General features: G+C 56.8%; 19 protein-coding genes. 8 read left to right on the forward strand and 11 right to left on the reverse strand.

All coding sequences use genetic code 11. The features are described from left to right. Positions 1–14 precede the first annotated feature (14 nt). The 7 genes from greA to grpE all read right to left on the reverse strand — a co-directional run bounded on the left by greA (position 15) and on the right by grpE (position 10,240). Positions 15–491 carry a transcription elongation factor GreA gene (greA, locus tag RHM59_RS12665; protein ID WP_299833840.1) on the reverse strand — a complete coding sequence of 159 codons (477 nt, stop codon included), beginning with the start codon at positions 489–491 and terminating at the stop codon, positions 15–17. Next, on the reverse strand, positions 488–3,709 hold the full coding sequence (gene carB, locus RHM59_RS12670; RefSeq protein WP_322167619.1) for a carbamoyl-phosphate synthase large subunit: 3,222 nt from the start codon (positions 3,707–3,709) through the stop codon (positions 488–490). Before carB ends, greA begins: the two co-directional genes overlap by 4 nt. 135 nt (positions 3,710–3,844) lie before the next feature. After that, the gene (gene carA, locus RHM59_RS12675; RefSeq protein ID WP_322167618.1) at positions 3,845–4,981 is read right to left on the reverse strand and encodes a glutamine-hydrolyzing carbamoyl-phosphate synthase small subunit; all 1,137 of its coding nucleotides are present in this window, start codon (positions 4,979–4,981) and stop codon (positions 3,845–3,847) included. 385 nt (positions 4,982–5,366) lie between these two features. Beyond that, entirely contained in the window at positions 5,367–6,170 is an 804-nt protein-coding gene (dapB, locus tag RHM59_RS12680; RefSeq protein WP_322224156.1) for a 4-hydroxy-tetrahydrodipicolinate reductase, read from the reverse strand. Positions 6,171–6,191: 21 nt separating this feature from the next. Then, positions 6,192–7,313 (reverse strand): molecular chaperone DnaJ, encoded by a 1,122-nt coding sequence (gene dnaJ / locus RHM59_RS12685; RefSeq protein ID WP_322167616.1) that lies wholly within the window; start codon positions 7,311–7,313, stop codon positions 6,192–6,194. 340 nt (positions 7,314–7,653) lie between these two features. Next, the gene (gene dnaK / locus RHM59_RS12690; protein WP_322167615.1) at positions 7,654–9,573 is read right to left on the reverse strand and encodes a molecular chaperone DnaK; all 1,920 of its coding nucleotides are present in this window, start codon (positions 9,571–9,573) and stop codon (positions 7,654–7,656) included. Between the two features lie 103 nt (positions 9,574–9,676). Then, a complete protein-coding gene (grpE, locus tag RHM59_RS12695; RefSeq protein WP_322167614.1) occupies positions 9,677–10,240 on the reverse strand; it encodes a nucleotide exchange factor GrpE in 564 nt (187 codons plus the stop codon). A gap of 251 nt (positions 10,241–10,491) precedes the next feature. On the opposite strand from grpE, the gene recN reads away from it, so the two are divergent. Further along, positions 10,492–12,165, forward strand: coding sequence for a DNA repair protein RecN (gene recN, locus RHM59_RS12700; protein ID WP_322224158.1), 1,674 nt, complete (start codon positions 10,492–10,494; stop codon positions 12,163–12,165). 72 nt (positions 12,166–12,237) lie between these two features. Here recN and fur read toward each other — a convergent pair whose 3' ends face one another. Further along, positions 12,238–12,645 carry a ferric iron uptake transcriptional regulator gene (gene fur / locus RHM59_RS12705; RefSeq protein WP_297836013.1) on the reverse strand — a complete coding sequence of 136 codons (408 nt, stop codon included), beginning with the start codon at positions 12,643–12,645 and terminating at the stop codon, positions 12,238–12,240. A gap of 98 nt (positions 12,646–12,743) precedes the next feature. Between fur and RHM59_RS12710 the strand changes: the two genes are divergently transcribed. Next, positions 12,744–13,265, forward strand: a complete 522-nt coding sequence (locus tag RHM59_RS12710) for an outer membrane protein assembly factor BamE (RefSeq protein ID WP_322167612.1) — start codon at positions 12,744–12,746, stop codon at positions 13,263–13,265. A 78-nt stretch (positions 13,266–13,343) separates the two neighbouring features. Here RHM59_RS12710 and RHM59_RS12715 read toward each other — a convergent pair whose 3' ends face one another. Then, on the reverse strand, positions 13,344–13,664 hold the full coding sequence (locus RHM59_RS12715) for an RnfH family protein (RefSeq protein WP_322167611.1): 321 nt from the start codon (positions 13,662–13,664) through the stop codon (positions 13,344–13,346). Next, complete coding sequence (locus tag RHM59_RS12720) at positions 13,657–14,091, reverse strand: type II toxin-antitoxin system RatA family toxin (protein ID WP_322167610.1); 435 nt, start codon at positions 14,089–14,091, stop codon at positions 13,657–13,659. The genes RHM59_RS12715 and RHM59_RS12720 overlap by 8 nt, the downstream gene beginning before the upstream one ends. Positions 14,092–14,283: 192 nt before the next feature. On the opposite strand from RHM59_RS12720, the gene smpB reads away from it, so the two are divergent. Beyond that, complete coding sequence (gene smpB / locus RHM59_RS12725) at positions 14,284–14,766, forward strand: SsrA-binding protein SmpB (RefSeq protein ID WP_322167609.1); 483 nt, start codon at positions 14,284–14,286, stop codon at positions 14,764–14,766. 120 nt (positions 14,767–14,886) lie between these two features. Here the strand turns inward: smpB and RHM59_RS12730 are convergent, their stop codons facing one another. Then, positions 14,887–15,654: an FCD domain-containing protein gene (locus RHM59_RS12730; RefSeq protein ID WP_322167608.1), complete on the reverse strand. Its 768-nt coding sequence runs from the start codon at positions 15,652–15,654 to the stop codon at positions 14,887–14,889. 410 nt (positions 15,655–16,064) lie between these two features. On the opposite strand from RHM59_RS12730, the gene RHM59_RS12735 reads away from it, so the two are divergent. The 5 genes from RHM59_RS12735 to RHM59_RS12755 all read left to right on the forward strand — a co-directional run bounded on the left by RHM59_RS12735 (position 16,065) and on the right by RHM59_RS12755 (position 23,697). Beyond that, complete coding sequence (locus RHM59_RS12735) at positions 16,065–17,759, forward strand: lactate permease LctP family transporter (protein WP_322167607.1); 1,695 nt, start codon at positions 16,065–16,067, stop codon at positions 17,757–17,759. Positions 17,760–17,940: 181 nt separating this feature from the next. Further along, positions 17,941–18,765 carry a (Fe-S)-binding protein gene (locus RHM59_RS12740; protein WP_322224160.1) on the forward strand — a complete coding sequence of 275 codons (825 nt, stop codon included), beginning with the start codon at positions 17,941–17,943 and terminating at the stop codon, positions 18,763–18,765. Further along, complete coding sequence (locus RHM59_RS12745; protein WP_322167605.1) at positions 18,762–20,219, forward strand: LutB/LldF family L-lactate oxidation iron-sulfur protein; 1,458 nt, start codon at positions 18,762–18,764, stop codon at positions 20,217–20,219. Before RHM59_RS12740 ends, RHM59_RS12745 begins: the two co-directional genes overlap by 4 nt. Further along, positions 20,219–20,890, forward strand: a complete 672-nt coding sequence (locus RHM59_RS12750; RefSeq protein ID WP_322224162.1) for a lactate utilization protein — start codon at positions 20,219–20,221, stop codon at positions 20,888–20,890. Before RHM59_RS12745 ends, RHM59_RS12750 begins: the two co-directional genes overlap by 1 nt. Beyond that, positions 20,887–23,697, forward strand: a complete 2,811-nt coding sequence (locus tag RHM59_RS12755) for an FAD-binding and (Fe-S)-binding domain-containing protein (RefSeq protein ID WP_322224164.1) — start codon at positions 20,887–20,889, stop codon at positions 23,695–23,697. The genes RHM59_RS12750 and RHM59_RS12755 overlap by 4 nt, the downstream gene beginning before the upstream one ends. Positions 23,698–23,702: the final 5 nt, after the last annotated feature.

Below are 23,702 nucleotides of genomic sequence, written 5' to 3' on the forward strand. Positions count from 1 at the left end.
GCGGGCGACCGCGGTTAAAGGTGACTGACTTCGACAATCTCGTACTCAATCACGCCACCCGGCGTCTTGACGATGACCACATCACCCTCTTCCTTGGCAATCAAGGCGCGAGCGATAGGCGAGCCCACCGATAGCTTGCCCTGTTTGATATCAGCTTCGTCTTCGCCGACGATCTGATAGCGCACACGCTCGTCAGTTTCTACGTTTGCAATTTCTACGGTCGTGCCGAAGATCACCTTGCCGGTGTGGGCAATGGTTTTCACATCGATGACGACTGCGTTCTGCAGACGACCTTCGATATCACGAACACGTGCTTCAACCATGCCCTGCTGCTCACGAGCGGCATGGTACTCAGCGTTTTCCTTGAGGTCGCCCAGCTCTCGAGCAGTGCCGATGTCCTGGCTAAGCTTGGGACGAATCACCTTGGTCAGGTGATGTAATTCCTCTTCGAGAGCGCGCGCGCCCTCGACGGTCATTGGGTATTTAGTCATACGTTCAATCCTGCATGTAGATCCTGCAAGCGACGCACGGTCTTCTCTGGACCGAACTTGAGCGCTTCACAGATAGCCTCGCCCGCAGCGATGGTCGTCGTGCAGTAAATCTTGTGCTGCAAGGCGTTTCGACGAATGGAGTAAGAATCAGCGATCGATTGACGGCCTTCAGTGGTGTTGATGATCAGCGTGACTTCGTCATTTTTGATCATGTCGACAATGTGCGGACGACCTTCGGTCACCTTGTTCACACGGCGCACTTCCAAACCTGCCGCCTCGATGACTTTAGCCGTGCCCGCGGTTGCAACGATTTTGAAGCCGAGCTTGATCAGGTCGCGTGCGACGCCAGCCACCAAAGGCTTGTCGTCGTCACGGACGCTGATAAACGCAGTACCGCCGACCGGCAATACTTCACTGGCGCCCATTTGGGCCTTGGCAAATGCTTCGCCAAAGGTGTCGCCCACGCCCATCACTTCGCCGGTAGACTTCATCTCTGGGCCAAGGATAGGGTCAACGCCGGGGAACTTGGCGAAAGGGAAAACGGCTTCTTTCACGCTATAGAAGTTCGGAATGATTTCTTTGGTGAAACCAATTTCCTTCAACGTCTTACCAGCCATGACCCGTGCAGCGATCATTGCCAGCGAAACGCCGATGCACTTCGATACGAACGGCACGGTACGCGACGCGCGCGGGTTGACTTCGATGACGTAGATGTCTTCGCCTTGCAGCGCCAACTGTACGTTCATCAAACCGACCACACCCAGTTCGAGGGCCATTTTCTTGACCTGCTCACGCATCTCGTCCTGGATATGCGCAGGCAGCGAGTACGGAGGCAGCGAGCAGGCGGAGTCACCGGAGTGAACGCCGGCTTGTTCGATGTGCTGCATGATGGCGCCGATCACAACATCGGTACCATCGCAAACTGCATCGACATCCATTTCGATGGCGCAGTTGAGGAAGTGGTCCAGCAGCACAGGGCTGTCGTTGGACACGCTTACTGCATCGCGAAGGTAACGTTTCAATTCGTCTTCTTCGTAGACGATTTCCATCGCTCGGCCGCCCAATACGTAGGACGGACGCACGACGAGCGGGTAACCAATCTTGCCGGCGGCACGAATCGCTTCTTCTTCGCTGCGCACAGTCGCGTTTGGCGGCTGACGAAGGTTCAGGCGCTCGACCATTTGTTGGAAGCGTTCACGATCTTCCGCACGGTCGATGGCGTCAGGGCTGGTGCCGATGATCGGCACGCCCGCTTCTTCCAACGCACGGGCCAGCTTCAATGGGGTCTGACCACCGTACTGGACGATAACGCCTTTAGGCTTCTCGACGCGGACGATTTCCAGCACGTCTTCCAGGGTGACAGGCTCGAAGTACAGACGGTCCGAGGTGTCGAAGTCAGTGGACACAGTTTCCGGGTTGCAGTTGACCATGATGGTCTCGTACCCGTCTTCGCGCAGTGCCAGTGCCGCGTGGACACAGCAATAATCGAATTCGATGCCTTGACCGATACGGTTAGGACCGCCGCCCAAAATCATGATCTTGTCGCGGGTCGAAGGATTGGCTTCGCACTCTTCCTCGTAGGTCGAGTACAGGTAAGCAGTGTCTGTCGCGAACTCGGCCGCGCAGGTGTCAACGCGCTTGTAGACCGGGAATATCTCGAGCTTGTGACGATGACGCCGCAGGTTTTTCTCAGTAACACCCAGCAGCGTGGCCAGACGACCGTCAGAGAAACCTTTGCGCTTGAGGCGGAACATCAGGTCGCGATCAATCGTCGCCAGACCCAAGGTTTTGATTTTGGCTTCTTCTTTGATCAGGTCTTCGATCTGCACCAGGAACCAGCGATCGATCATGTTCATGCTGTAGATCTGGTCAACCGTCATACCGGCACGGAAGGCGTCTGCCACATACCAGATGCGTTCGGCGCCCGGCACGGTGAGTTCGCGCTTGAGCACGGTCATGCTTTCCGGGTTGGTCAGGTCCAGCTTAGGGTCCAGACCGTTGACGCCCACTTCCAGACCGCGCAAGGCTTTCTGCAGGGACTCCTGGAAGGTCCGGCCGATGGCCATGACTTCGCCGACCGACTTCATTTGCGTGGTCAGACGAGCGTCAGCCTTCGGAAACTTCTCGAAGGCAAAGCGTGGCAATTTGGTCACGACGTAATCGATCGATGGCTCGAACGATGCCGGGGTCTTGCCACCGGTGATTTCGTTCTGCAATTCGTCGAGGGTGTAACCGATGGCTAGCTTGGCTGCGACCCGAGCAATCGGGAAGCCGGTGGCTTTGGAGGCCAGGGCCGAGGAGCGAGAAACCCGCGGGTTCATCTCGATCACAACCATACGACCAGTGTCAGGGCAGATGCCGAACTGGACATTGGAGCCGCCGGTTTCAACGCCGATTTCACGCAGTACCGCCAACGAGGCGTTACGCATGATCTGGTATTCCTTGTCGGTCAGCGTTTGAGCTGGCGCAACAGTGATGGAGTCGCCGGTGTGGACGCCCATCGGGTCAAAGTTTTCGATGGAGCAGACGATGATGCAGTTGTCCTTTTTGTCGCGGACCACTTCCATCTCGTACTCTTTCCAGCCAATCAGCGACTCATCGATCAGCAGCTCTTTGGTCGGTGACAGGTCGAGACCGCGTGTACAGATTTCTTCGAACTCTTCGCGGTTGTACGCGATACCGCCACCGGTGCCGCCCATGGTGAACGATGGGCGGATGATGCAGGGGAAGCCCAGCTTCTCCAGCACAACGTACGCTTCTTCAAGGGTATGGGCGATGCCGGAACGCGGGCAGTCGAGGCCGATGGACTTCATCGCCTTGTCGAAGCGCGAACGGTCTTCAGCTTTGTCGATGGTGTCGGCGTTGGCGCCGATCATCTCAACACCGAACTTCTCCAGAACGCCTTCGCGCTCCAGGTCCAGTGCGCAGTTCAATGCCGTCTGGCCGCCCATGGTTGGCAGCAGAGCGTCTGGACGCTCTTTCTCGATGATCTTGGCAACCGTCTGCCACTTGATCGGCTCGATGTAGGTCGCGTCGGCCATCGACGGGTCGGTCATGATGGTGGCTGGGTTGGAGTTCACCAGAACCACGCGATAACCCTCTTCGCGCAGGGCTTTGCAGGCCTGGGCGCCGGAGTAGTCGAATTCACAGGCCTGGCCGATCACGATGGGACCGGCGCCGAGAATCAGGATGGTTTTTATATCTGTACGTTTTGGCATGGGGTTGTCACTCAAATCCTTGGGTCAGTCGGCAAGCCGTCTTGAACATTTGTCTCAGGGCGTTGGGCGGATCAGCCAGACACTTTCGTCTGGGCTCAGCCCAACCCTCTGCGTGCTAAATCTCAAGTCAGCCGGTTAGCGCCGCTTGGCCATAGCGTCGATAAAGCGATCAAACAGGGGTGCAACGTCGGTAGGTCCCGGGCTCGCTTCAGGGTGACCCTGGAAGCTGAACGCGGACTTGTCGGTACGCTCGATGCCTTGCAAGGTGCCATCGAACAGCGACTTGTGAGTCACGCGCACGTTGCTCGGCAAGGTGCTTTCGTCGACGGTAAAACCGTGGTTCTGGCTGGTGATCATGACGACACCGGTGTCCAAATCCTGGACCGGGTGGTTCGCGCCGTGGTGGCCGTGATCCATTTTCAGGGTCTTGGCGCCGGAAGCGAGTGCCAGCAACTGGTGACCCAGGCAGATACCGAAGATCGGCGTCTCGGTTTCCAGCAGCTCCTGGATAGCCTTGATCGCGTAATCGCACGGCTCAGGATCGCCAGGTCCGTTGGACAGGAAGATCCCGTCGGGACTGAGCGCCAACACGTCGCTGGCCGGGGTTTGCGCCGGGACCACCGTGACGCGGCAACCACGATCAACCAACATACGTAGAATGTTCAGCTTGATGCCGTAGTCAAACGCCACTACGTGGTAAGGCAGATCAGCGGCAGCGATCTCTGGGTGGCTGTCAGTCGCCAGATTCCAGACCCCCGAACGCCACTCGTAGCTTTCTTTAACGCTGACCACTTTCGCCAGATCCATGCCTTTCAGGCCTGGGAAGCCGCGTGCGGCTTCGATCGCAGCCTCTTCGGAAATGTTGTCGCCAGCCATGATGCAGCCGTTTTGTGCGCCTTTCTCACGCAGGATGCGGGTCAGGCGACGGGTGTCGATACCGGCAATCGCCACCACGTTATTGGATTTCAGGTAGTCATCCAGGGACATCGTGTTGCGCCAGTTGCTCGCTACCAGCGGCAAATCGCGGATAACCAACCCGGCCGACCAAACGCGGTCAGACTCGGCATCTTCCGGCGTCGTACCGGTGTTGCCGATGTGCGGGTAAGTCAGGGTAACAATCTGTTGGGCATAGGAAGGATCGGTAAGAATTTCCTGATAACCGGTCATTGCGGTGTTAAACACCACCTCACCAACGGTTTGACCGTCGGCTCCAATGGCTTCGCCGCGAAAAATGCTGCCATCAGCAAGGGCGAGTATGGCTGGCTTAGTCAAGAAGACCTCCCGGTAAATAAAGCCTGAAAGGGCGTTCGCAGGTTGTAAAAAAGCGGAATGACGTAGACACGTCACCCCGCTTCTTCTCGAATTATCTGCGCGCTTTTAGTGGACACACTAAAGCTGTAGGTTACAGAAAAGAGGTGTTTTGGTCTACCGCCAATGAGTCTGAAAGACAGGGGAATACGACGGAACAGCGCAAGGCGGGTAAAAACGGGGCCAAAACCCATGAAAAACATCGGCCGAACTTTCTGCGAGCCGGCAAAAATCTTTATGTGGGGGCGAACTTGTTCGCAAATCTAACGAGTCGGTTCAACTGCAACACCGCGCCGCTGCTTTCGCGAACAAGTTCGCTCCCACCAGATTTTCGCTGCCTCAAGAATAATTAACGCAGATCCAGCACGTCTTGCATGTCATACAGACCAGGCGGTTGATCGTTGAGCCACAGGGCGGCACGAACGGCGCCCTTGGCAAAGGTCATGCGACTCGACGCCTTGTGCGTGATTTCCACGCGCTCTCCGTCTGCCGCGAACAACACCGTGTGATCACCTACGATGTCGCCGGCGCGAATGGTCGCAAAGCCAATGCTTTGGCGATCACGCGCGCCGGTCTGGCCTTCACGACCATAAACCGCAACCTTCTCCAAGTCTCGACCCAACGCACTGGCGATGACTTCACCCATGCGCAGCGCGGTACCTGAAGGGGCATCGACCTTGTGCCGGTGATGCGCCTCGATGATTTCGATATCAACATCATCACCCAGCACTCGAGCAGCCGTATCCAGGAGTTTCAGGCACAAATTGACGCCGACGCTGAAGTTGGCTGCAAACACGATGGGGATATCCTTCCCCGCCTCAGCCAGACGCTGCTTCTCTTCCAGCGTGAATCCGGTGGTGCCGATAACCATGGCTTTGCCTGCCTTGCGGCAAAACGCCAGGTTTTTCAGGGTCACCGACGGGTGGGTAAAGTCGATCAGCACATCGAACTCGTCAGCCACTTTGGCCAAATCACCCGATAACTGAACACCGATCCGACCCAACGCGGCAAGTTCGCCTGCATCCGCGCCCACCAACGAGCTGTCTGGACGGTCGACCGCCGCCGTCAAACCTGCGCCAGGCGCTTGCTGAACGGCTTCAATCAGGGTTTTACCCATGCGCCCAGCGGCGCCCATAACTGCAATACGTCGCATGCCCAACCCTCTTGGTAGCCCTTACAAATCGCCGAAGAAACGCTTAACACCTTCAAACCAGCCACTGGCTTTAGGTGAATGCGAACTATCGCCCTCAAGGGTTGCACGGAACTCTTCGAGCAACTCACGCTGACGTCGGCCCAGGTTGACCGGGGTTTCGACTGCAACACGGCACATCAAGTCGCCTGCGCCGCCGCCACGTACCGGGGCTACACCTTTGCCTTTCAAGCGGAACTGTTTACCGGTCTGCGTACCTTCCGGGATTTTCAGTTTGACCCGACCGTCCAGCGTCGGCACTTCCAACTCACCGCCCAATGCGGCATCGGCGAAGCTGATAGGCACTTCACAGAAAAGATGCTTGCCGTCACGCTGGAAGATCGCGTGTTCGCGCACATTGATTACAACGTACAGATCACCGGTCGGCCCGCCTTGGGTGCCTGCCTCACCTTCACCCGACAGACGAATGCGATCGCCGGTATCCACGCCAGGCGGCACTTTCACCGACAGTGTTTTGTATTCTTCAACTCGGCCTTCGCCTTTGCACGACTCGCACGGGTCGGAAATGATCTTGCCGTGCCCGTGGCAACGCGGGCAGGTTTGCTGCACAGAGAAGAAACCCTGCTGCATGCGCACCTGGCCAATACCACCGCACGTCGGGCACGTAATCGGCGCAGAACCTTTTTTGGCTCCCGAACCGTCGCACGGCTTGCAGTTGACCAAGGTAGGTACGCGAATGCTGACGGTAGTACCGCGCACTGCCTCTTCGAGGTTCAGCTCGAGGGTGTAGCGCAAGTCGCTGCCACGCTGAGCGCCACCACGCGCGCCGCCACGGCCACCGCCGAAGAAGTCACTGAATACGTCGCCGAAGATATCGGAGAAGTTTGCACCGCCAGCACCGAAACCGGCACCGCCGCCTGACTCAACACCCGCATGACCATACTGATCGTAAGCCGCGCGCTTGCTGGTATCGGAAAGCACTTCGTAGGCCTCATTGGCCTCTTTGAACATGTCTTCGGACGCTTTGTCGTCGGGGTTGCGGTCTGGGTGGTGTTTCATCGCGAGACGGCGATAAGCCTTTTTCAGGTCCGCTTCACTGGAGCCGCGCTCCACACCCAATATCTCGTAATAGTCACGCTTTGCCATAAGTCTTCCGCACTCTAGAGGACGTCCGGCAAAACCCTCCTGAGTTTTGCCAAACTCGTTGAGCCCGATACTGACCCGGACCCAACTCACGTCGATTCAACCACCCTGGCTTTTCGCACAACGGCCAGCCGGCCGGCCGCACGCGTCTACCGAGGGAAAAAGGACAACACAGGTCAGCCACAGGAGCGTCTGACTTTGCCGCATGGCTTTCGGGTCAAACCCGCCAGCCTGAAAAAATCGTCTATTCCAGACACGCCAACGCGGGAGCAAGCTCCCGCGCGGCGACATCCTACCAGTGACCGCCTGACTGCGGTCAACTGGCTTTCAAGTAGGCTTGCGCTTACTTGTGGTCTTTCACTTCTTCGAACTCTGCATCGACGACGTCGTCGGCTTTTGCAGGCTCTTCAGCGTGAGCGTCGCCCGCGCCTTGCGGCTTCGCGGCTTCTTCGGCGTACATTTTCTGAGCAACCGGAGCCGTCAACTTGGACAACTCTTCAACCTTGGCTTCGATGGTCGCTTTGTCGTCGCCTTTAACGGCAGCTTCCAGAGCAGTCAGCGCAGCTTCGATGGCGGTTTTTTCTTCCGCAGTTACTTTCTCGCCAGCATCGACGATCATTTTACGAGTCGAGTGGACCAGTGCATCACCTTGGTTGCGGGCAGCGGCCAGCTCAACGAACTTGTTGTCTTCTTCAGCATGGGCTTCAGCATCACGCACCATCTGTTGAATTTCTTCTTCAGACAGACCGGAGTTGGCCTTGATGATGATCGACTGGGTTTTGCCCGTTGCCTTGTCTTTGGCGCCTACGTGCAAGATACCGTTGGCATCGATGTCGAAGGTGACTTCGATCTGAGGCACGCCGCGTGGAGCTGGCGGAATGTCGGCCAAGTCGAACTTGCCCAACGATTTGTTCTGCGCCGCTTGCTTACGCTCGCCCTGCAGAACGTGAATGGTCACTGCGCCTTGGTTGTCATCGGCAGTCGAGAACACTTGGGATTTCTTGGTAGGAATCGTGGTGTTTTTTTCGATCAGCGCAGTCAACACGCCGCCCATGGTTTCGATACCGAGGGTCAGCGGACTAACGTCCAGCAGCAATACGTCTTTAACGTCGCCAGACAATACCGCGCCTTGGATAGCAGCACCCATTGCAACCGCTTCGTCCGGGTTAACGTCTTTACGCGCTTCTTTGCTGAAGAACTCAGTCACCAGCTTCTGCACTAGCGGCATACGTGTCTGGCCACCGACCAGGATCACGTCGTCGATTTTGCCGACTTCGATGCCCGAGTCTTTCAACGCGATACGGCAAGGCTCGATCGTGCGCTTAACCAGGTCTTCAACCAGTGCTTCCAACTTGGCGCGAGAGATTTTCACGTTCAAGTGCTTAGGACCGGTTGCGTCTGCAGTGATGTACGGCAGGTTAACGTCGGTCTGCAGGCTGGAAGACAGCTCGATTTTGGCTTTTTCAGCAGCTTCTTTCAGGCGCTGCATAGCCAGCGGATCACCCTTAAGGTTCATGCCGCTTTCTTTCTTAAATTCGTCAACGAGGTAGTCGATCAAACGAATGTCGAAGTCTTCACCACCCAGGAACGTATCGCCGTTGGTGGCCAATACTTCGAACTGGTGCTCGCCATCAACTTCAGCAATTTCGATAACCGAAACGTCGAATGTACCGCCGCCCAAGTCATAAACGATGACGGTGTGATCGCCCTTCGCTTTGTCCATGCCGTAAGCCAGAGCGGCTGCGGTTGGTTCGTTGATGATGCGCTTAACGTCCAGACCCGCAATACGGCCGGCATCTTTAGTCGCCTGACGCTGGCTGTCGTTGAAGTAAGCCGGCACGGTAATAACCGCTTCAGTCACTGCTTCGCCCAAGTAGTCTTCGGCGGTTTTCTTCATCTTCTTCAGAATTTCAGCCGAAATCTGAGGAGGCGACATTTTTTGACCGTTCACTTCGACCCAAGCATCGCCGTTATCAGCTTTGACGATCTTGTACGGGACCATTTGAATGTCTTTTTGCACAACTTCTTCGTCGAAGCGGCGACCGATCAAACGCTTTACTGCATACAACGTGTTGTGCGGATTGGTCACTGCCTGACGCTTGGCGGATTGGCCAACCAGAATTTCGCCATCGTTTGCATAAGCCACGATAGAAGGCGTGGTGCGCGCGCCTTCGGCGTTTTCAATAACTTTAACATTGCCGTTTTCGAGAATGGAAACACACGAGTTGGTGGTCCCCAGGTCGATACCGATGATTCTGCCCATGTTTACTTTCTCCTGAAACTTGGATTTGGTTGCCGCAACTGCGTTTACAAATTGCGGTAGCACTTAAACGCATGACTTCTAAATGGGGGCCTGATGGCTGATTTCAAGCCTGTTCATCAATCGATGGCCTTACCGGCGCAACAGGCTTACTAACCACGACCATGGCCGGACGCAGCAGGCGACCGTTGAGCTGATAACCCTTTTGAAACACCTTGAGCACGCTATTAGGTTCGACCTCTGCACTTTCCTGCATGGCCATCGCCTGATGGTGTTCAGCGTTGAACGGTTCGCCGTGTGGATCAATAGACTCCAACTGATAACGCTTCAGGGTGTCCTGGAACATTTTCAGCGTCATCTCAATACCTTCGCGCATCGGACGGATGCTTTCATCGTCCGGGCTGGACAAGTCCAGACCACGCTCCAGGCTATCGATGATCGGTAACAGATCGCCTGCGAATTTTTCCAGGGCGAACTTGTGAGCCTTTTCTACATCCTGCTCGGCACGACGGCGGACATTCTGCAGATCCGCAGCAACTCGCAGGGATTGGTCCTGCGCGGCAGCCAGCTGCTCTTCAAGCCCTTGCACACGCGCCAACATGTCATCACCCGAAACCGCTTCAGCGGTCTGATCTTGAGTCTGCGTATCCAGATTCTGTTCGTCAGCCATAGATTTCTCCTTTCAATTACATCCGTGAGCTCAACTCACGCTTCTGTCCCGCTATATGGGGTCTTAATTTTCAGCTTCAAGGGCATTGAAGCGTGCAACCACGCTGAGTTTCGTCAGCGCCTGACTGCACAAAATCGCTCAACGGACTTAAAACCGCGTTAAATCATCCAAATCGAGCTAACGGTGGGCATTGTCAGCCAGAAACAAAACACTGTATAAATAACCAGACAAATTGCTTGGGAGCCGCCTCTATGCTGGTGCACCTGTCCGTTCATAACTATGCCATCGTCGAACATCTCGATCTCGAGCTGGACCGAGGCATGAGTGTCATTACTGGCGAAACCGGCGCCGGCAAATCGATCATGCTCGATGCGCTAGGCCTGACGCTGGGCGACCGCGCCGACAGTGGCGTGGTCCGCCCCGGCGCTGACAAAGCCGATATTCTTGCCACGTTCGACCTGACCGACATTCCCGAAGCGCGCGCCTGGCTTCAAGAGCGTGACCTGGACAACGAGGGTCCGTGCATCCTGCGCCGGGTGATTACCGCCGAAGGTCGCTCGCGCGCCTATATCAATGGAACGCCCTGCCCCCAAGGTGATTTGAAGGCGCTCGGCGAATTTCTGATCGACATTCATAGCCAGCATGAACATCAATCACTGCTGAAACCTGACACCCACCGCCGTTTACTCGACGAATACGCGGGTGCCAACGACCTTGCCCGGCAGGTCCAGCTGGCGGCGCAACGCTGGCGTCAGGCGCGACAAGAGCTGGAACGACTGTCCAACTCCGGCGACGAACAACGCTCGCGTCATCAACTGCTCAGCTACCAGCTTGAAGAGCTGGAAAGCCTGGGTCTTGGTGAAAACGAACTGGAGCAGTTAGAGCAAGAACACAAAACCCTCACCAACGCCGAAAGCCTGCTGAGCATTTGCCGACAGGTCGTTGAGCAATGCAGTGAAAACGACTCAGGCAATGTCTTGACTGCGCTGACTGCCAGCCTGAACCGCTTGAGCGCTGTCACCAGCTCGCCGACCGCCATGAGTGAAGCCGCGAGCATGCTGTCCAGTGCGCAGATTCAGGTTGAAGAAGCCGTGGGCGAACTGAATCGCTTTCTGGACCATTTTGATGCCGATCCGGCGCGCCTTCAGCAGTTGGAAGAGCGCCTGGATATCATTTACACCCTGGCACGCAAACACCGCATTCAACCCACGGATGTTGCCGCGCTCCAGCAACGGCTACTGGACGAGATTGATTCGCTCAACGCAAGCGATGAATCCATTGAACGTCTCGAAAATGAATTGACGTCCTATGCCCGTCATTATCAGGACAAGGCGCGGGAACTGAGTGACCTGCGTCAACTCTCGGCACCAAACCTTGCGTCGGCCGTCGAGCAGGAAATTCAACGGCTCGGGATGCCCGGCGGACGGTTCAGCATCGAACTACGGCCCAACACCGGCAAAGAGTTGCTGCCCAATGGCCTGGAACAGGTCGAGCTATTGGTCAGCGCCAACCCAGGTCAGCCGCTCAAAGCATTGGCCAAGGTGGCCTCGGGTGGCGAGCTGTCCCGTATCAGCCTGGCAATTCAGGTGATTACCGCGCAAACCTCGCGGGTGCCGACGCTGGTATTCGACGAAGTCGATGTCGGAATTGGTGGACCTACCGCAGAAATCGTTGGCCAGCTCTTGCGTCGTTTAGGCGACCGCGGACAAGTGATGACTGTCACCCACTTGCCGCAAGTGGCTGCGCAGGGCCACCAACATCTGTTCGTGCATAAAGTGCGCGACAGCGAAGTGACACGCACCGCGGTGTCAAAGCTGAGTAAGAATGAACGCATCGAAGAAGTGGCACGCATGCTCGGCGGCATCGACCTGACCAAGGAATCCCTTGCCCACGCGAAAAAGATGGTTATCACCGCTAAGGTTTGAACGCCAAAAAGCTGAACACCAGACAGCACAAAGGCGACCCTGGGGTCGCCTTTGTCGTAGCTGCCGGAAGGGTTAAACCTTCTTCTTGCGCACGTAGAGCACCAAGTTGTGGTCCACCAACTCGTACCCATGCTTTTCGACAATCCCTTTCTGGAGCTTTTCGATTTCTTCTTCGAAGAATTCGATCACTTCACCGGATTCCACGTTGACCATGTGGTCGTGGTGGCCGCCGTCAGCCAGTTCGAATACAGCATGACCGCCGTCGAAATTGTGGCGAACCACCAATCCAGCAGCTTCGAACTGAGTCAGTACACGGTAAACCGTGGCCAGGCCAACATCTTCGTTGGCTTCCATAAGCGCCTTGTAAACGTCCTCGGCACTCATGTGACGTTGCTCGGCGGAATCGAGCATCTGTAGAATTTTGACCCGTGGCAGGGTCACTTTAAGTCCGGCTTTGCGTAGTTCGCTATTTTCAACCATGGTCAGCTTTCTCGCGGATGCTGCTTCGCAGCTTCTCTTATTGCGGGTATGATCGGGGTTTTGTTTCCCCCAGCCAAGATAGTGGAAGTCGCCCACCGATGCAAAACACCAAGCTCCTGCTAGCCAGTTTCACCTTCGTGGGACTGATCGCACTCGCCGGTTGTTCAATCCCCGGGGTTTACAAAATCGACATCCAGCAAGGCAATGTCGTCACGCAGGACATGATAGACCAGTTACGCCCGGGAATGACCCGTCGGCAAGTACGGTTTATTATGGGCAATCCCTTGCTGACTGACACCTTCCATACGGATCGTTGGGATTATCTTTATAGCCTGCAGCCTGGGGGTGGTGAACGCCAACAGGAGCGCATGACGCTTATTTTTAATGCCAATGACCAACTGGCCAGTCTTTCCGGTGATTTCAAGCCGGGCGTAAGCCGTGACGAAGCCATTCTTGGCAAGCACAGCGACACGACTGTAGAGCCAGGCAAGGGTGAAACACCTAAAGCCGACGAGCCGCCAAAACCGGGCTCGTTGCTTGAACAGATCCAAAATGATGTGGATAAAGTCGAGTCCGTACCGGTGCCGACCCAGGTACCGCTGCAAACGTCGCCACAGTGACGTTGCCGCAACACCCATAAAAAAGCCCGGTTCGCCGGGCTTTTTTACGTCTGCCGATAATCGGTAAATCCAGGCGACCTACGGTGTATCGCCCTTACTCTTGGCCAACGCCGCTTTGGCAGCGCGCAACCGACGTATTTCTTTCGGGTCAGCCAGCAGCGGTCGGTAGATCTCGATTCGATCACCGGCCTGCAGTACGTGGGTATCCGCGCCGCTCAATACTTTGCCAAATATTCCTACCGGACAGTGCATCAGGTCCAGCTCGGGAAAGTGTTTACCAATGCCGGACGCGAACAACCCACTGCGCACCGTGGTTCCGGCGGGCAGGTCAAGACTTAGCAGCATTTGCCGATCGATAGCGGCATAGACCACCTCGATTGTGATCATTGCCTCAGCCATGCAGTTGTTTTGCCCGCTGACAAAACGCGTCGACCAAGGTGTTGGCCGCTTGATTGAACAAAGGTCCCAAGGTCGCCCGGATGATCGGCCCCGCGTAATCGAACGACAGATCGAGACTAATCTTGCAGGCCTTCTCACCCAACTGCTTGAACGTCCAGACGCCATGCAACTGACTGAAAGGCCCCTCTTCCAGATTCATCTCAATCGATTGCCCCGCCACCAGCGTGTTGCGCGTCACAAAATGCTGGCTCAGCCCCCCTTTGGCGATTTCTACCCGGGCGCGCATGTGCACATCGCTGACGTCCAGTACCACGCCCGAAGAACACCACGGCAGAAATTCCGAGTAGTGAGCGACATCGTTTACCAAGTCATAAAGCGCCTGAGCCGGGTAAGGCAGCAGGGCTGAACGTTGAATATGGGTAGTCATGTCAGCGTCACTTCCAAATAAATTGCGTCTGCATCATTCACGAAAATTTGGCCTGATGCCAACGTGCAATGCTCAAACCACTGGAGCAATGGATGAATATCGAGCGCACATTGTCCGGGATTCAATCAAGGTGCTCAAGCACGCAGGTTCACCGTAGCCGACAGCGCACTGACTCCCTATACTGCGTCCCCTATGGCTAAGCTCAAGAAACACCCCACAGGGACCATCGCGCAAAATAAAAAAGCGCGTCACGATTACTTCATCGAACACAAGTTCGAGGCCGGTCTGGTCCTGGCTGGCTGGGAAGTAAAAAGTCTGCGTGCCAGCAAGGTGCAGTTGGTCGACAGTTATGTGCTGCTCAAGGACGGTGAGGCTTGGCTGATGGGTAGCCATATCTCGCCGTTGACGACCGCTAGTACACACGTCATCGCTGACCCGACACGTACCCGAAAACTATTGCTCAACCACCGAGAGCTCGAAAAGCTCAACACGGCGGTCCAGCAAAAAGGCTATTCCTGCGTAGCCCTTTCCATTTACTGGAAAGCGCATTTGATCAAGTGCGAAATCGCGCTGGGCAAAGGCAAGAAGGAATACGACAAGCGCCATACCGAGCGTGAGCGCGACTCTGACCGCGAGCTGCAACGTGCGGTTCGGAGCAAGGGTAAGGACGACTGAGTTCGACGCAGAACCGTGTTGCACCCTTCGCGAATGCATTCGCTCCCGCAGTAGATTTGCGTCTTTGTGTGGGAGCGAATTCATTCGCGAAAGCGTCAGCTCAGACAACCCTGATTTTCCTCAAACCCCCTTGCGCCGCTCCGCCCTCGCCGTTCGCTGCACTTGTTGCCGCACCTCTTCGAGCACCTCTTGAACGTACAACAGATGACGACTGGAAACCTCGCGGGCGTCGTCCGCCCGACCTTCGATGATCGCCAGGTACAACTCACGGTGCTGATTGATCAGCATGTCGCGGGTCTCGGTGCGCTGCTTGTACATGCCGCCGATGTTGGTCACTACGTTACGCTTGAGCAAATCAAACAAGCCGCGAATCGTGTGCAGCAGAACCGCGTTATGGCTGGCTTCAGCGATAGCCAAGTGGAAATTGGCATCGGCTTCGCCCTCTTCGGCACGGCTAACCTCGCCGACCCGAGAATAACAACTTTGCAGCAACTCGAATGCCGCCCTCAGACGATCGCGATCAAGGTCGGTGGCACGCTGAGCAGCGTAGTAGGCGCACGACGCTTCGAGCGTTTGCCGGAATTCAAGCAAATCACGTTGAGCCTCTGGGTTGCTTTCCAGCAAGTGCAGCAACGGATCGCTAAACGTGGACCCAAGATTCTCGACCACATAATTACCGCCGCCCTGACGACTGATCAGCAGCCCTTTAGCGGTGAGCTTCTGGATTGCCTCACGCAAAGACGGGCGAGACACACCAAACTGTTCAGCTAAGGCACGCTCGGCAGGCAAGCGCTCGCCCGACTTCAAGGTGCCCTCAAGAATCATTCCTTCGAGTTGTTCGACAATATCGTCAGACAAACGCCGCTGACGCACCTGATCAAACCCCATAACGCTCTCCAAACCCCCGGACATTTACCGAGATTGCCTATTCTCGCCGATAGCCACAGCGCTGGCACCCTTCAGAAACCACCGAAAACAGCCCATCAGCGGATTATTTTCAGTAAATCGACGAAAGTATTAGCAGGGCAAATTGACACACCCGTAGTAACGCTTCTAACCTAGCGCCCAGACATTGTAAATTGGTATTACCAATTATCCAATGCCGACGTTCGAAGGACACTCTCCACGGCGTCGCAATGCCTTTCGCCATAACGAAAGGTTTGACTGGTGAACTGCGCAACTCGTTTGTCAGCATCGGTTCGATGGCAGCTATGCTCACTGCTGGCCCGAATCAACATGCGACCTACAAGCGACACAGGGCACCGGGCCTGACCAACAATAATTAGGGGCCTCCACCTATGCAAACCTGGCAACAGCTGTACACCCCACTTGGCAGTCTTGGCCTTTCGGCCATCGCAGCAGTCATTCCCATCGTGTTTTTCTTCGCGGCACTGGCCGTATTTCGGCTTAAAGGGCACGTTGCGGGCACGATCACCATGCTGCTGTCAGTGTTGATTGCGATTTTCGCTTTCCACATGCCGACTGACATGGCAATTGCTTCTGCCATTTATGGCTTTGGTTATGGCCTGTGGCCCATTGCCTGGATCATTGTTGCAGCCGTATTCCTCTACAAACTGACCGTCAAGAGCGGCCAGTTCGAAATCATCCGCAGTTCTGTACTGACCATCACCGATGACCAACGCCTACAAGTGTTGCTCATCGCGTTCTGCTTTGGTGCCTTCCTTGAAGGTGCGGCAGGGTTCGGCGCTCCGGTAGCGATTACCGCAGCACTGTTGGTCGGTCTTGGCTTCAACCCACTGTACGCTGCAGGCTTGTGCCTGATTGCCAACACCGCGCCTGTTGCGTTCGGTGCACTGGGTATCCCAATCATCGTTGCCGGGCAGGTTTCCGGGATTGATGCATTCAAAATCGGCGCAATGGCCGGCCGTCAATTGCCGCTGCTGTCGCTGTTCGTACCGTTCTGGCTGATGTTCATCATGGACGGCAAGCGCGGCGTCAAAGAAACCTGGCCAGCAGCGTTGGTTGCCGGTGGCAGCTTCGCGGTTTGCCAGTTCTTTACGTCGAACTTCATCGGCCCAGAACTGCCGGACATCGTGTCCGCACTGGCCAGCCTGATTTCTCTGACCTTGTTCCTGAAAGTCTGGCAGCCAAAACGCACTGCCGGTGCCACCATGGCCGGTGCAACCTCGTCGGCAGTAGTTGTCGGCAGCCCAGGCGGCTTTGGTCTGCCACGCACCTCAATCGCGTCGGAATACAACGGCGGCCAGATCTTTAAGGCATGGTCCCCGTTCCTGATTCTGACCGTCGTCGTCACTATCTGGACGCTCAAACCGTTCAAAGCATTGTTCGCCGCAGGTGGTGCGCTGCAAGCCTGGACCATCGCTATTCCAGTCCCGCACCTTGATCAACTGGTCTACAAAGTCGCACCGGTCGTCGTCAACCCAACCGTGATGCCTGCGGTGTTCAAGTTCGACATGATTGCCGCCTCCGGCACTGCTATTTTGATCTCGGCGCTGCTGTCGATGATTGTGCTACGGATCAAGCCGCAAACGGGTCTGAGCACGTTCAAAGAAACATTGATGGAGTTGCGTTGGGCGATCATCTCCATTGGCATGGTGCTATCGTTTGCCTTCGTGATGAACTACTCGGGCATGTCCACCACCCTTGCGTTAGTACTGGCATCTACCGGCGCTGCGTTCCCGTTCTTCTCGCCGTTCCTCGGCTGGCTGGGCGTGTTCCTGACGGGTTCCGATACGTCTTCCAATGCCCTGTTCGGCTCACTGCAAGCCACAACGGCTCACCAATTAGGCGTCAGTGACGTGCTCATGGTGGCAGCGAACTCATCGGGCGGCGTGACCGGCAAAATGATCTCGCCACAATCGATTGCAGTCGCTTGCGCGGCTACCGGTCTGGTTGGCCAAGAATCCGACCTGTTTAGGTTTACCCTCAAACACAGCCTGTTCTTTGCTGCCATCGTCGGTTGCATTACGTTGATCCAGGCTTACTGGCTCACCGGCATGTTGGTGATCTGAGTACCTGATTAATAGCAAGACGCACCACCCGTAACTGCACCCTGCAACGACCTGGCGCCGGACTAACCACCCGGCGCCAACCATTCATAACCCGGTCTGCAACGCGGCAGAAAGTTTCAGCGATTCATCTTTCAGTCGCTGCGCTGGACGGATAACCGGGCCCACCCGGAGAAACCGCCTGATGAGCGAGCTTTATTACAACGCCGTGCCGAATGCGACCCGTGTCGCACCGCCACGCGCCGCACCACGCCAATACCCTGACGTGAAGCCCGAGCGGGTTTACCTGTTCGGCACCTGTGTGGTCGACCTGTTTTACCCAGAAGCCGGCATGGACGCGATCCACTTGCTCGAACGCGAAGGCATTCGGGTTGAGTTCCCCCAAGGACAAAGCTGCTGCGGACAACCGGCGTACACCTCCGGCTATACCGACCAGGCCCGTGAGGTAGCGCGCTCGCAACTGGCGTTATTTGCTGGCGACTATCCCGTTGTCGTGCCGTCGGGTTCCTGTGCCGGCATGCTGCGCGAGCACTATCCCGACTTGTTCAAGGACGAGCCGGAAACACTGAAACAAGTCCATGCCCTGGCTGCTCGCACCTATGAGTTGGCCGAATTTCTGCTGTTCGTGTGCAAAGTTCAACTGCACGACAACGGCGCACCGACCAAAGTCGCACTGCACACGTCCTGTTCCGCACGCCGGGAAATGAACACCCACCTGCACGTCAGAACGCTGCTCTCGCAAATGAGCAACGTGGAGCGGGTCGACCACGGCCATGAAAGCGAATGCTGTGGTTTCGGCGGTACGTTCAGCGTGCGCATGCCAGACATTTCAGGGGCGATGGTGGCGGACAAAACCCGCTCGCTGAAAGAGTCCGGCGCGCACCAAGTGGTGACGGCCGACTGCGGCTGCTTGATGAACATCAACGGCTCGCTGGAAAAACAGCGGGAATCACTGCGCGGCCAGCACTTGGCCAGTTTCCTGTGGCAACGCACTGGAGGTGGGCAATGAACACCCATACGCGAATTCCTGTCGTCGAAGTCGAAGAAGACTTCCGCACCCGTGCCCACAAAGCCTTGGGCGACCCACAGTTGCGTAAAAACTTCCGCACCGCCATGGACTCACTGATGACCAAGCGTGCCGTGGCCTTCAGCGATGCCGACGAACGTGAACGCCTGCGTGAGCTGGGCAATGCGGTCAAAGCCCGTGCGCTGTCCAAACTGCCCGACTTGCTGGAACTGCTTGAAACCAACCTGACCCGCAACGGCGTGATCGTGCACTGGGCAGAAACAGTAGATGAAGCCAACGCCATTGTTCTCTCGATCGTCCAGGCCCATGAAGCCAAACAGGTGATCAAAGGCAAGTCGATGGTCAGCGAAGAAATGGAGATGAACGACTTTCTTGAGGCTCGCGGCGTCGAGTGCCTGGAAGCCGACATGGGCGAATACATCGTCCAGCTCGACCACGAAAAACCGTCGCACATCATCATGCCGGCGATTCACAAAAACGCGGTTCAAGTGGGCAACCTGTTCCACGAAAAACTCGGCGTGGACTACACCAATGACGTTGATCAACTGATCCAGATCGGTCGTAGGGTCCTGCGTCAGAAATTCTTTGAAGCGGACATCGGGGTCTCTGGTGTGAACTTCGCCATCGCCGAAACCGGCACGCTGTTGCTGGTGGAAAACGAAGGCAATGGCCGGATGTGTACCACGGTCCCGCCGGTGCACATTGCCGTCACCGGGATTGAAAAAGTCGTGGAAAACCTACGCGACACGGTGCCGTTACTGTCACTGCTGACCCGCTCGGCGCTGGGTATTCCGATCACCACTTACGTCAACATGATCTCCGGCCCGCGCAAAGCCCACGAACTGGACGGCCCGCAAGAAGTGCATTTGGTGCTGCTGGATAACGGTCGCAGCCAGGCCTTTGCCGACAGTGAACTGCGCCAGACGCTGAACTGCATCCGCTGCGGCGCGTGCATGAACCATTGCCCGGTTTACACCCGCATCGGCGGCCACGCCTACAGCGAGGTTTACCCCGGCCCGATCGGCAAAATCATCACGCCGCACATGGTCGGCCTGAAGAAAGTCCCGGATCACCCAAGCGCTTCGTCGCTGTGTGGCGCGTGCGGCGAAGTGTGCCCGGTGAAAATCCCGATCCCGGCATTGTTGCGTCGCCTGCGGGAAGAAAACGTCAAATCCCCGGACGACCCGCACAAAGTCATGCGCGGCCAAGGCAGCAAATACTCGCGCAAAGAACGCTTCGTCTGGAACGCTTGGGCATGGCTCAACAGCTCGCCAATGATTTACCGCGCATTCGGTTTCTTCGCCACCCGCTTGCGCAACCTGACGCCTGGCAACATCGGCCCTTGGACGCAAAATCACAGCGCGCCGAAACCGGCTGCGCGCTCATTGCATGAACTGGCCCGCGAGCATTTGGCCAAACAGGGTGAGAACAAATAATGAGCGCCAGACAGAACATCCTTAACAAGCTGCGTAACAGCCTGACCGGCGCGACGCCGATTGCCGATAATTTCGACGAAGACCTGGTCACCACGCCGTGGAGCTACGCCCCCGAGCTGCGGGTCGCGCAACTGCGCAAACTGATGGAGGCGGTGCATACCGAAATCCACCTCAGCACCGAAAACGCATGGCCGCAGTTGCTCGGGAAGTTGGTCAGCGACCGGCAATTGCCGAGCCTGCTGATAGCCCCTGAAACGCCCCACGGTCGGCGGATCAGCGAGCACTGGTCGATCCACCCTGAACTGCCGCCGCTCAAGGCTTATGACCAGCCCATAGAAGCCTGGAAAACCGAGTTGTTCGATGACACCCCGGCCAGTTTCACGACGACTTTGGGCGCGATTGCCGCGACGGGCAGCCTGATTATCTGGCCGACCCGCGAAGAGCCACGCCTGATGAGCTTGGTACCACCCGTGCATTTCGCCCTGCTCAAGGCCAGCGAGATTTACGAGAACTTTTATCAGGTCCAGCAAAAGCAGCAGTGGGCGGACAACATGCCGACCAATGCCCTGCTGGTGTCCGGCCCGTCGAAAACCGCTGACATCGAACAAATCCTGGCTTACGGCGCCCACGGCCCGAAAGACTTGATCGTACTGATTTTGGAGGACGCATGAGTCTGCCCGCCGCATTTTTGCGCGAAGCCGAACGACTGATCCCGCAGAACAGGCGCTTCGACGATCCGTTGTCGACGCTCGCCTTCGGCACCGATGCCAGCTTTTATCGGCTGATCCCAAAACTGGTGATCCGCGTCGAGTCCGAAGACGAAGTGGTAGCACTGCTGAAACTGGCCCAGACCGAACGTGTTCCGGTGACATTCCGTGCGGCGGGCACCAGTTTGTCGGGCCAAGCCATCAGTGACTCGGTGTTACTGGTGCTGGGAGACAACTGGAACGGTCGAGAGATTCGCGGGCAAGGCACGCAGATTCGTTTGCAACCCGGCGTTATCGGCGCTCAGGCCAACGCTTGGCTCGCGCCATTCGGACGCAAAATCGGCCCGGACCCAGCGTCGATAAACGCCTGCAAAATCGGCGGCATCGTTGCTAACAATTCCAGCGGCATGTGCTGCGGCACCGCGCAAAATAGCTATTACACCCTGGCGGGCATTCGCTTGGTATTGGCGGATGGCAGCCGAGTGGACACTGAGGACGCAGGCAGTGTCGCCGCGTTTCGCGACAGCCATTCAGACCTGCTGGAAAACCTCGCGCGATTGGGCCGCGAGACCCGAGCCAACCCTGAATTAGCTGCAAAAATTCGCCACAAATACCGGCTGAAAAACACCACCGGTCTATCGCTGAATGCGCTGGTGGATTTCGACGAACCGCTGGATATTCTCAGCCACTTGCTGGTCGGTTCCGAAGGCACGCTGGGATTTATCAGCGCCGTCACCTACGACACCGTTATCGATCATCCGTTTAAAGCGTCAGCCCTGATTGTGTTCCCAGACGTCGAGACCTGCTGCAACGCGGTAACCGTTCTGAAAACCCAGCCGGTGGCCGCTGTCGAGCTGCTGGATCGCCGGAGCATGCGCTCGGTGCAGAACAAACCGGGCATGCCTGGGTTCGTACGTGAGCTGTCGGAAAACGCCTGCGCCTTGCTGATCGAGTCCCGCGCAGCGTCGCAACTGCTGCTGCACGAACAACTCGTCCAGATCATGGCCTCGTTGACCGCGTTTGCGGTGGAGAAGCAGGTCGATTTCACCGAAGACCCGCTGGAAAACGCGCGCCTGTGGGCCATCCGCAAAGACACCTTTCCGGCCGTCGGCGCGGTGCGTAAAACCGGCACCACGGTGATCATCGAAGACGTGACCTTCCCGGTCGAGCAGTTGGCGATTGGCGTCCGGCGCTTGATCGGGCTGTTCGAGAAACACCATTACGACGAGGCGATCCTGTTTGGCCATGCGCTGGAAGGCAACCTGCACTTCGTCTTCACCCAAAGCTTTGAGAACCCCGTGGAAGTCGCGCGCTATCAGGCTTTCATGGAAGACGTCACGCAGTTGGTGGCCGTGGAGTTTGGCGGCTCATTGAAGGCGGAGCACGGCACCGGTCGCAACATGGCGCCGTTTGTTGAGCTGGAATGGGGCAGCGATGCCTATCAATTGATGTGGCAACTCAAACGCCTGCTCGACCCTAACGGCATCCTTAACCCGGACGTCGTGTTGAGCAATGACCCGCAGATTCACTTGAAGCATTTGAAGCCGCTGCCTGCTGCGGACGAAATCGTCGACAAATGCATCGAGTGTGGTTTTTGTGAGCCGGTGTGTCCGTCAAAGGGACTGACACTCAGCCCACGGCAACGCATCGTTATCTGGCGTGATATTCAAGCGAAGAAACGCGCAGGCATCGACACCACCGAGCTGGAACGGGACTACCACTACCAAGGCATCGACACCTGCGCGGCCACTGGCCTGTGTGCGCAACGTTGCCCGGTGGGGATCAATACCGGTGAGCTGGTCAAGAAGCTGCGCAGTCGAGACGCCACCCATGGCAAAACCGCCAATTGGTTGGCCGAGCATTTCAAAACCACCTTGCAAGGCGCACGCTTTACCCTGCACGTGGCCAACGGCGCAAGAATGTTTCTGGGCGCACCCCGCCTGGCAAAACTCTCTGCTGCGCTGACCAAAGCATCAGACGGACGTGTGCCCTTGTGGACCGCCGCCATGCCGCAACCGGAACGGGCGATTCGCTTCAGTCCGCCGGTGACCGATCTGCGTCCTCGGGTTGTGTATTTGGCAGCCTGTGTCTCGCGGGTCATGGGCCCGGCAGCCAGCGATAGCGAACAAATGTCGCTGCTGGAAAAAACCCAAGGCTTGCTGGAAAAAGCCGGTTATCAGGTGGTGTTCCCGGACAATCAAGACAGCCTGTGTTGCGGCCAGCCGTTTGCGTCCAAAGGCTATAACGAACAGGCCGAACACAAACGCCAAGAACTGCTCACCGCCTTGTTAACGGCCAGCCGTGGCGGGCTCGACCCGATCTATTGCGACACCAGCCCTTGCACTTTGCGCCTGGTCCAGGACCTCAAAGACACACGCCTGGATCTGTATGACCCCGTGCGTTTCATCCGCACCCACCTACTGGATAAATTGCACTTCACGCCACAGCAAGAGCCGATTGCCGTACACGTGACCTGCAGCACCCAGCACTTGGGCGAAAGTCAGGCATTGATCGAATTGGCACGGTTGTGCAGCGTCAACGTGGTCATTCCCGAAGGCATTCACTGTTGCGGGTTCGCTGGCGACAAAGGCTTCACCACGCCGGAACTGAACGCGCACTCGTTGCGTACGCTGAAAGAAGCAGTGCAGTTCTGCAACGAAGGCATTTCAACCAGCCGCACGTGTGAAATCGGGCTGTCCCAACATGGCGGCATCGATTACCACGGGCTGGTTTATCTGGTAGATCGAGTGACTCAGCCTAAGTCGCTTTAACCGTC

This window comes from Pseudomonas sp. MH10 (genome assembly GCF_034353045.1).
Taxonomy (GTDB): Bacteria; Pseudomonadota; Gammaproteobacteria; order Pseudomonadales; family Pseudomonadaceae; genus Aquipseudomonas.

Excerpts from the sequence above, each read along its gene's own strand:
- greA (WP_299833840.1), bottom strand. The coding sequence starts at position 491 with ATGACTAAATACCCAATGACCGTCGAGGGCGCGCGCGCTCTCGAAGAG.
- carB (WP_322167619.1), bottom strand. The coding sequence starts at position 3,709 with ATGCCAAAACGTACAGATATAAAAACCATCCTGATTCTCGGCGCCGGT.
- dapB (WP_322224156.1), bottom strand. The coding sequence starts at position 6,170 with ATGCGACGTATTGCAGTTATGGGCGCCGCTGGGCGCATGGGTAAAACC.
- dnaJ (WP_322167616.1), bottom strand. The coding sequence starts at position 7,313 with ATGGCAAAGCGTGACTATTACGAGATATTGGGTGTGGAGCGCGGCTCC.
- dnaK (WP_322167615.1), bottom strand. The coding sequence starts at position 9,573 with ATGGGCAGAATCATCGGTATCGACCTGGGGACCACCAACTCGTGTGTT.
- grpE (WP_322167614.1), bottom strand. The coding sequence starts at position 10,240 with ATGGCTGACGAACAGAATCTGGATACGCAGACTCAAGATCAGACCGCT.
- recN (WP_322224158.1), top strand. The coding sequence starts at position 10,492 with ATGCTGGTGCACCTGTCCGTTCATAACTATGCCATCGTCGAACATCTC.
- fur (WP_297836013.1), bottom strand. The coding sequence starts at position 12,645 with ATGGTTGAAAATAGCGAACTACGCAAAGCCGGACTTAAAGTGACCCTG.
- RHM59_RS12710 (WP_322167612.1), top strand. The coding sequence starts at position 12,744 with ATGCAAAACACCAAGCTCCTGCTAGCCAGTTTCACCTTCGTGGGACTG.
- RHM59_RS12715 (WP_322167611.1), bottom strand. The coding sequence starts at position 13,664 with ATGGCTGAGGCAATGATCACAATCGAGGTGGTCTATGCCGCTATCGAT.
- RHM59_RS12720 (WP_322167610.1), bottom strand. The coding sequence starts at position 14,091 with ATGACTACCCATATTCAACGTTCAGCCCTGCTGCCTTACCCGGCTCAG.
- smpB (WP_322167609.1), top strand. The coding sequence starts at position 14,284 with ATGGCTAAGCTCAAGAAACACCCCACAGGGACCATCGCGCAAAATAAA.
- RHM59_RS12730 (WP_322167608.1), bottom strand. The coding sequence starts at position 15,654 with ATGGGGTTTGATCAGGTGCGTCAGCGGCGTTTGTCTGACGATATTGTC.
- RHM59_RS12735 (WP_322167607.1), top strand. The coding sequence starts at position 16,065 with ATGCAAACCTGGCAACAGCTGTACACCCCACTTGGCAGTCTTGGCCTT.
- RHM59_RS12740 (WP_322224160.1), top strand. The coding sequence starts at position 17,941 with ATGAGCGAGCTTTATTACAACGCCGTGCCGAATGCGACCCGTGTCGCA.
- RHM59_RS12745 (WP_322167605.1), top strand. The coding sequence starts at position 18,762 with ATGAACACCCATACGCGAATTCCTGTCGTCGAAGTCGAAGAAGACTTC.
- RHM59_RS12750 (WP_322224162.1), top strand. The coding sequence starts at position 20,219 with ATGAGCGCCAGACAGAACATCCTTAACAAGCTGCGTAACAGCCTGACC.
- RHM59_RS12755 (WP_322224164.1), top strand. The coding sequence starts at position 20,887 with ATGAGTCTGCCCGCCGCATTTTTGCGCGAAGCCGAACGACTGATCCCG.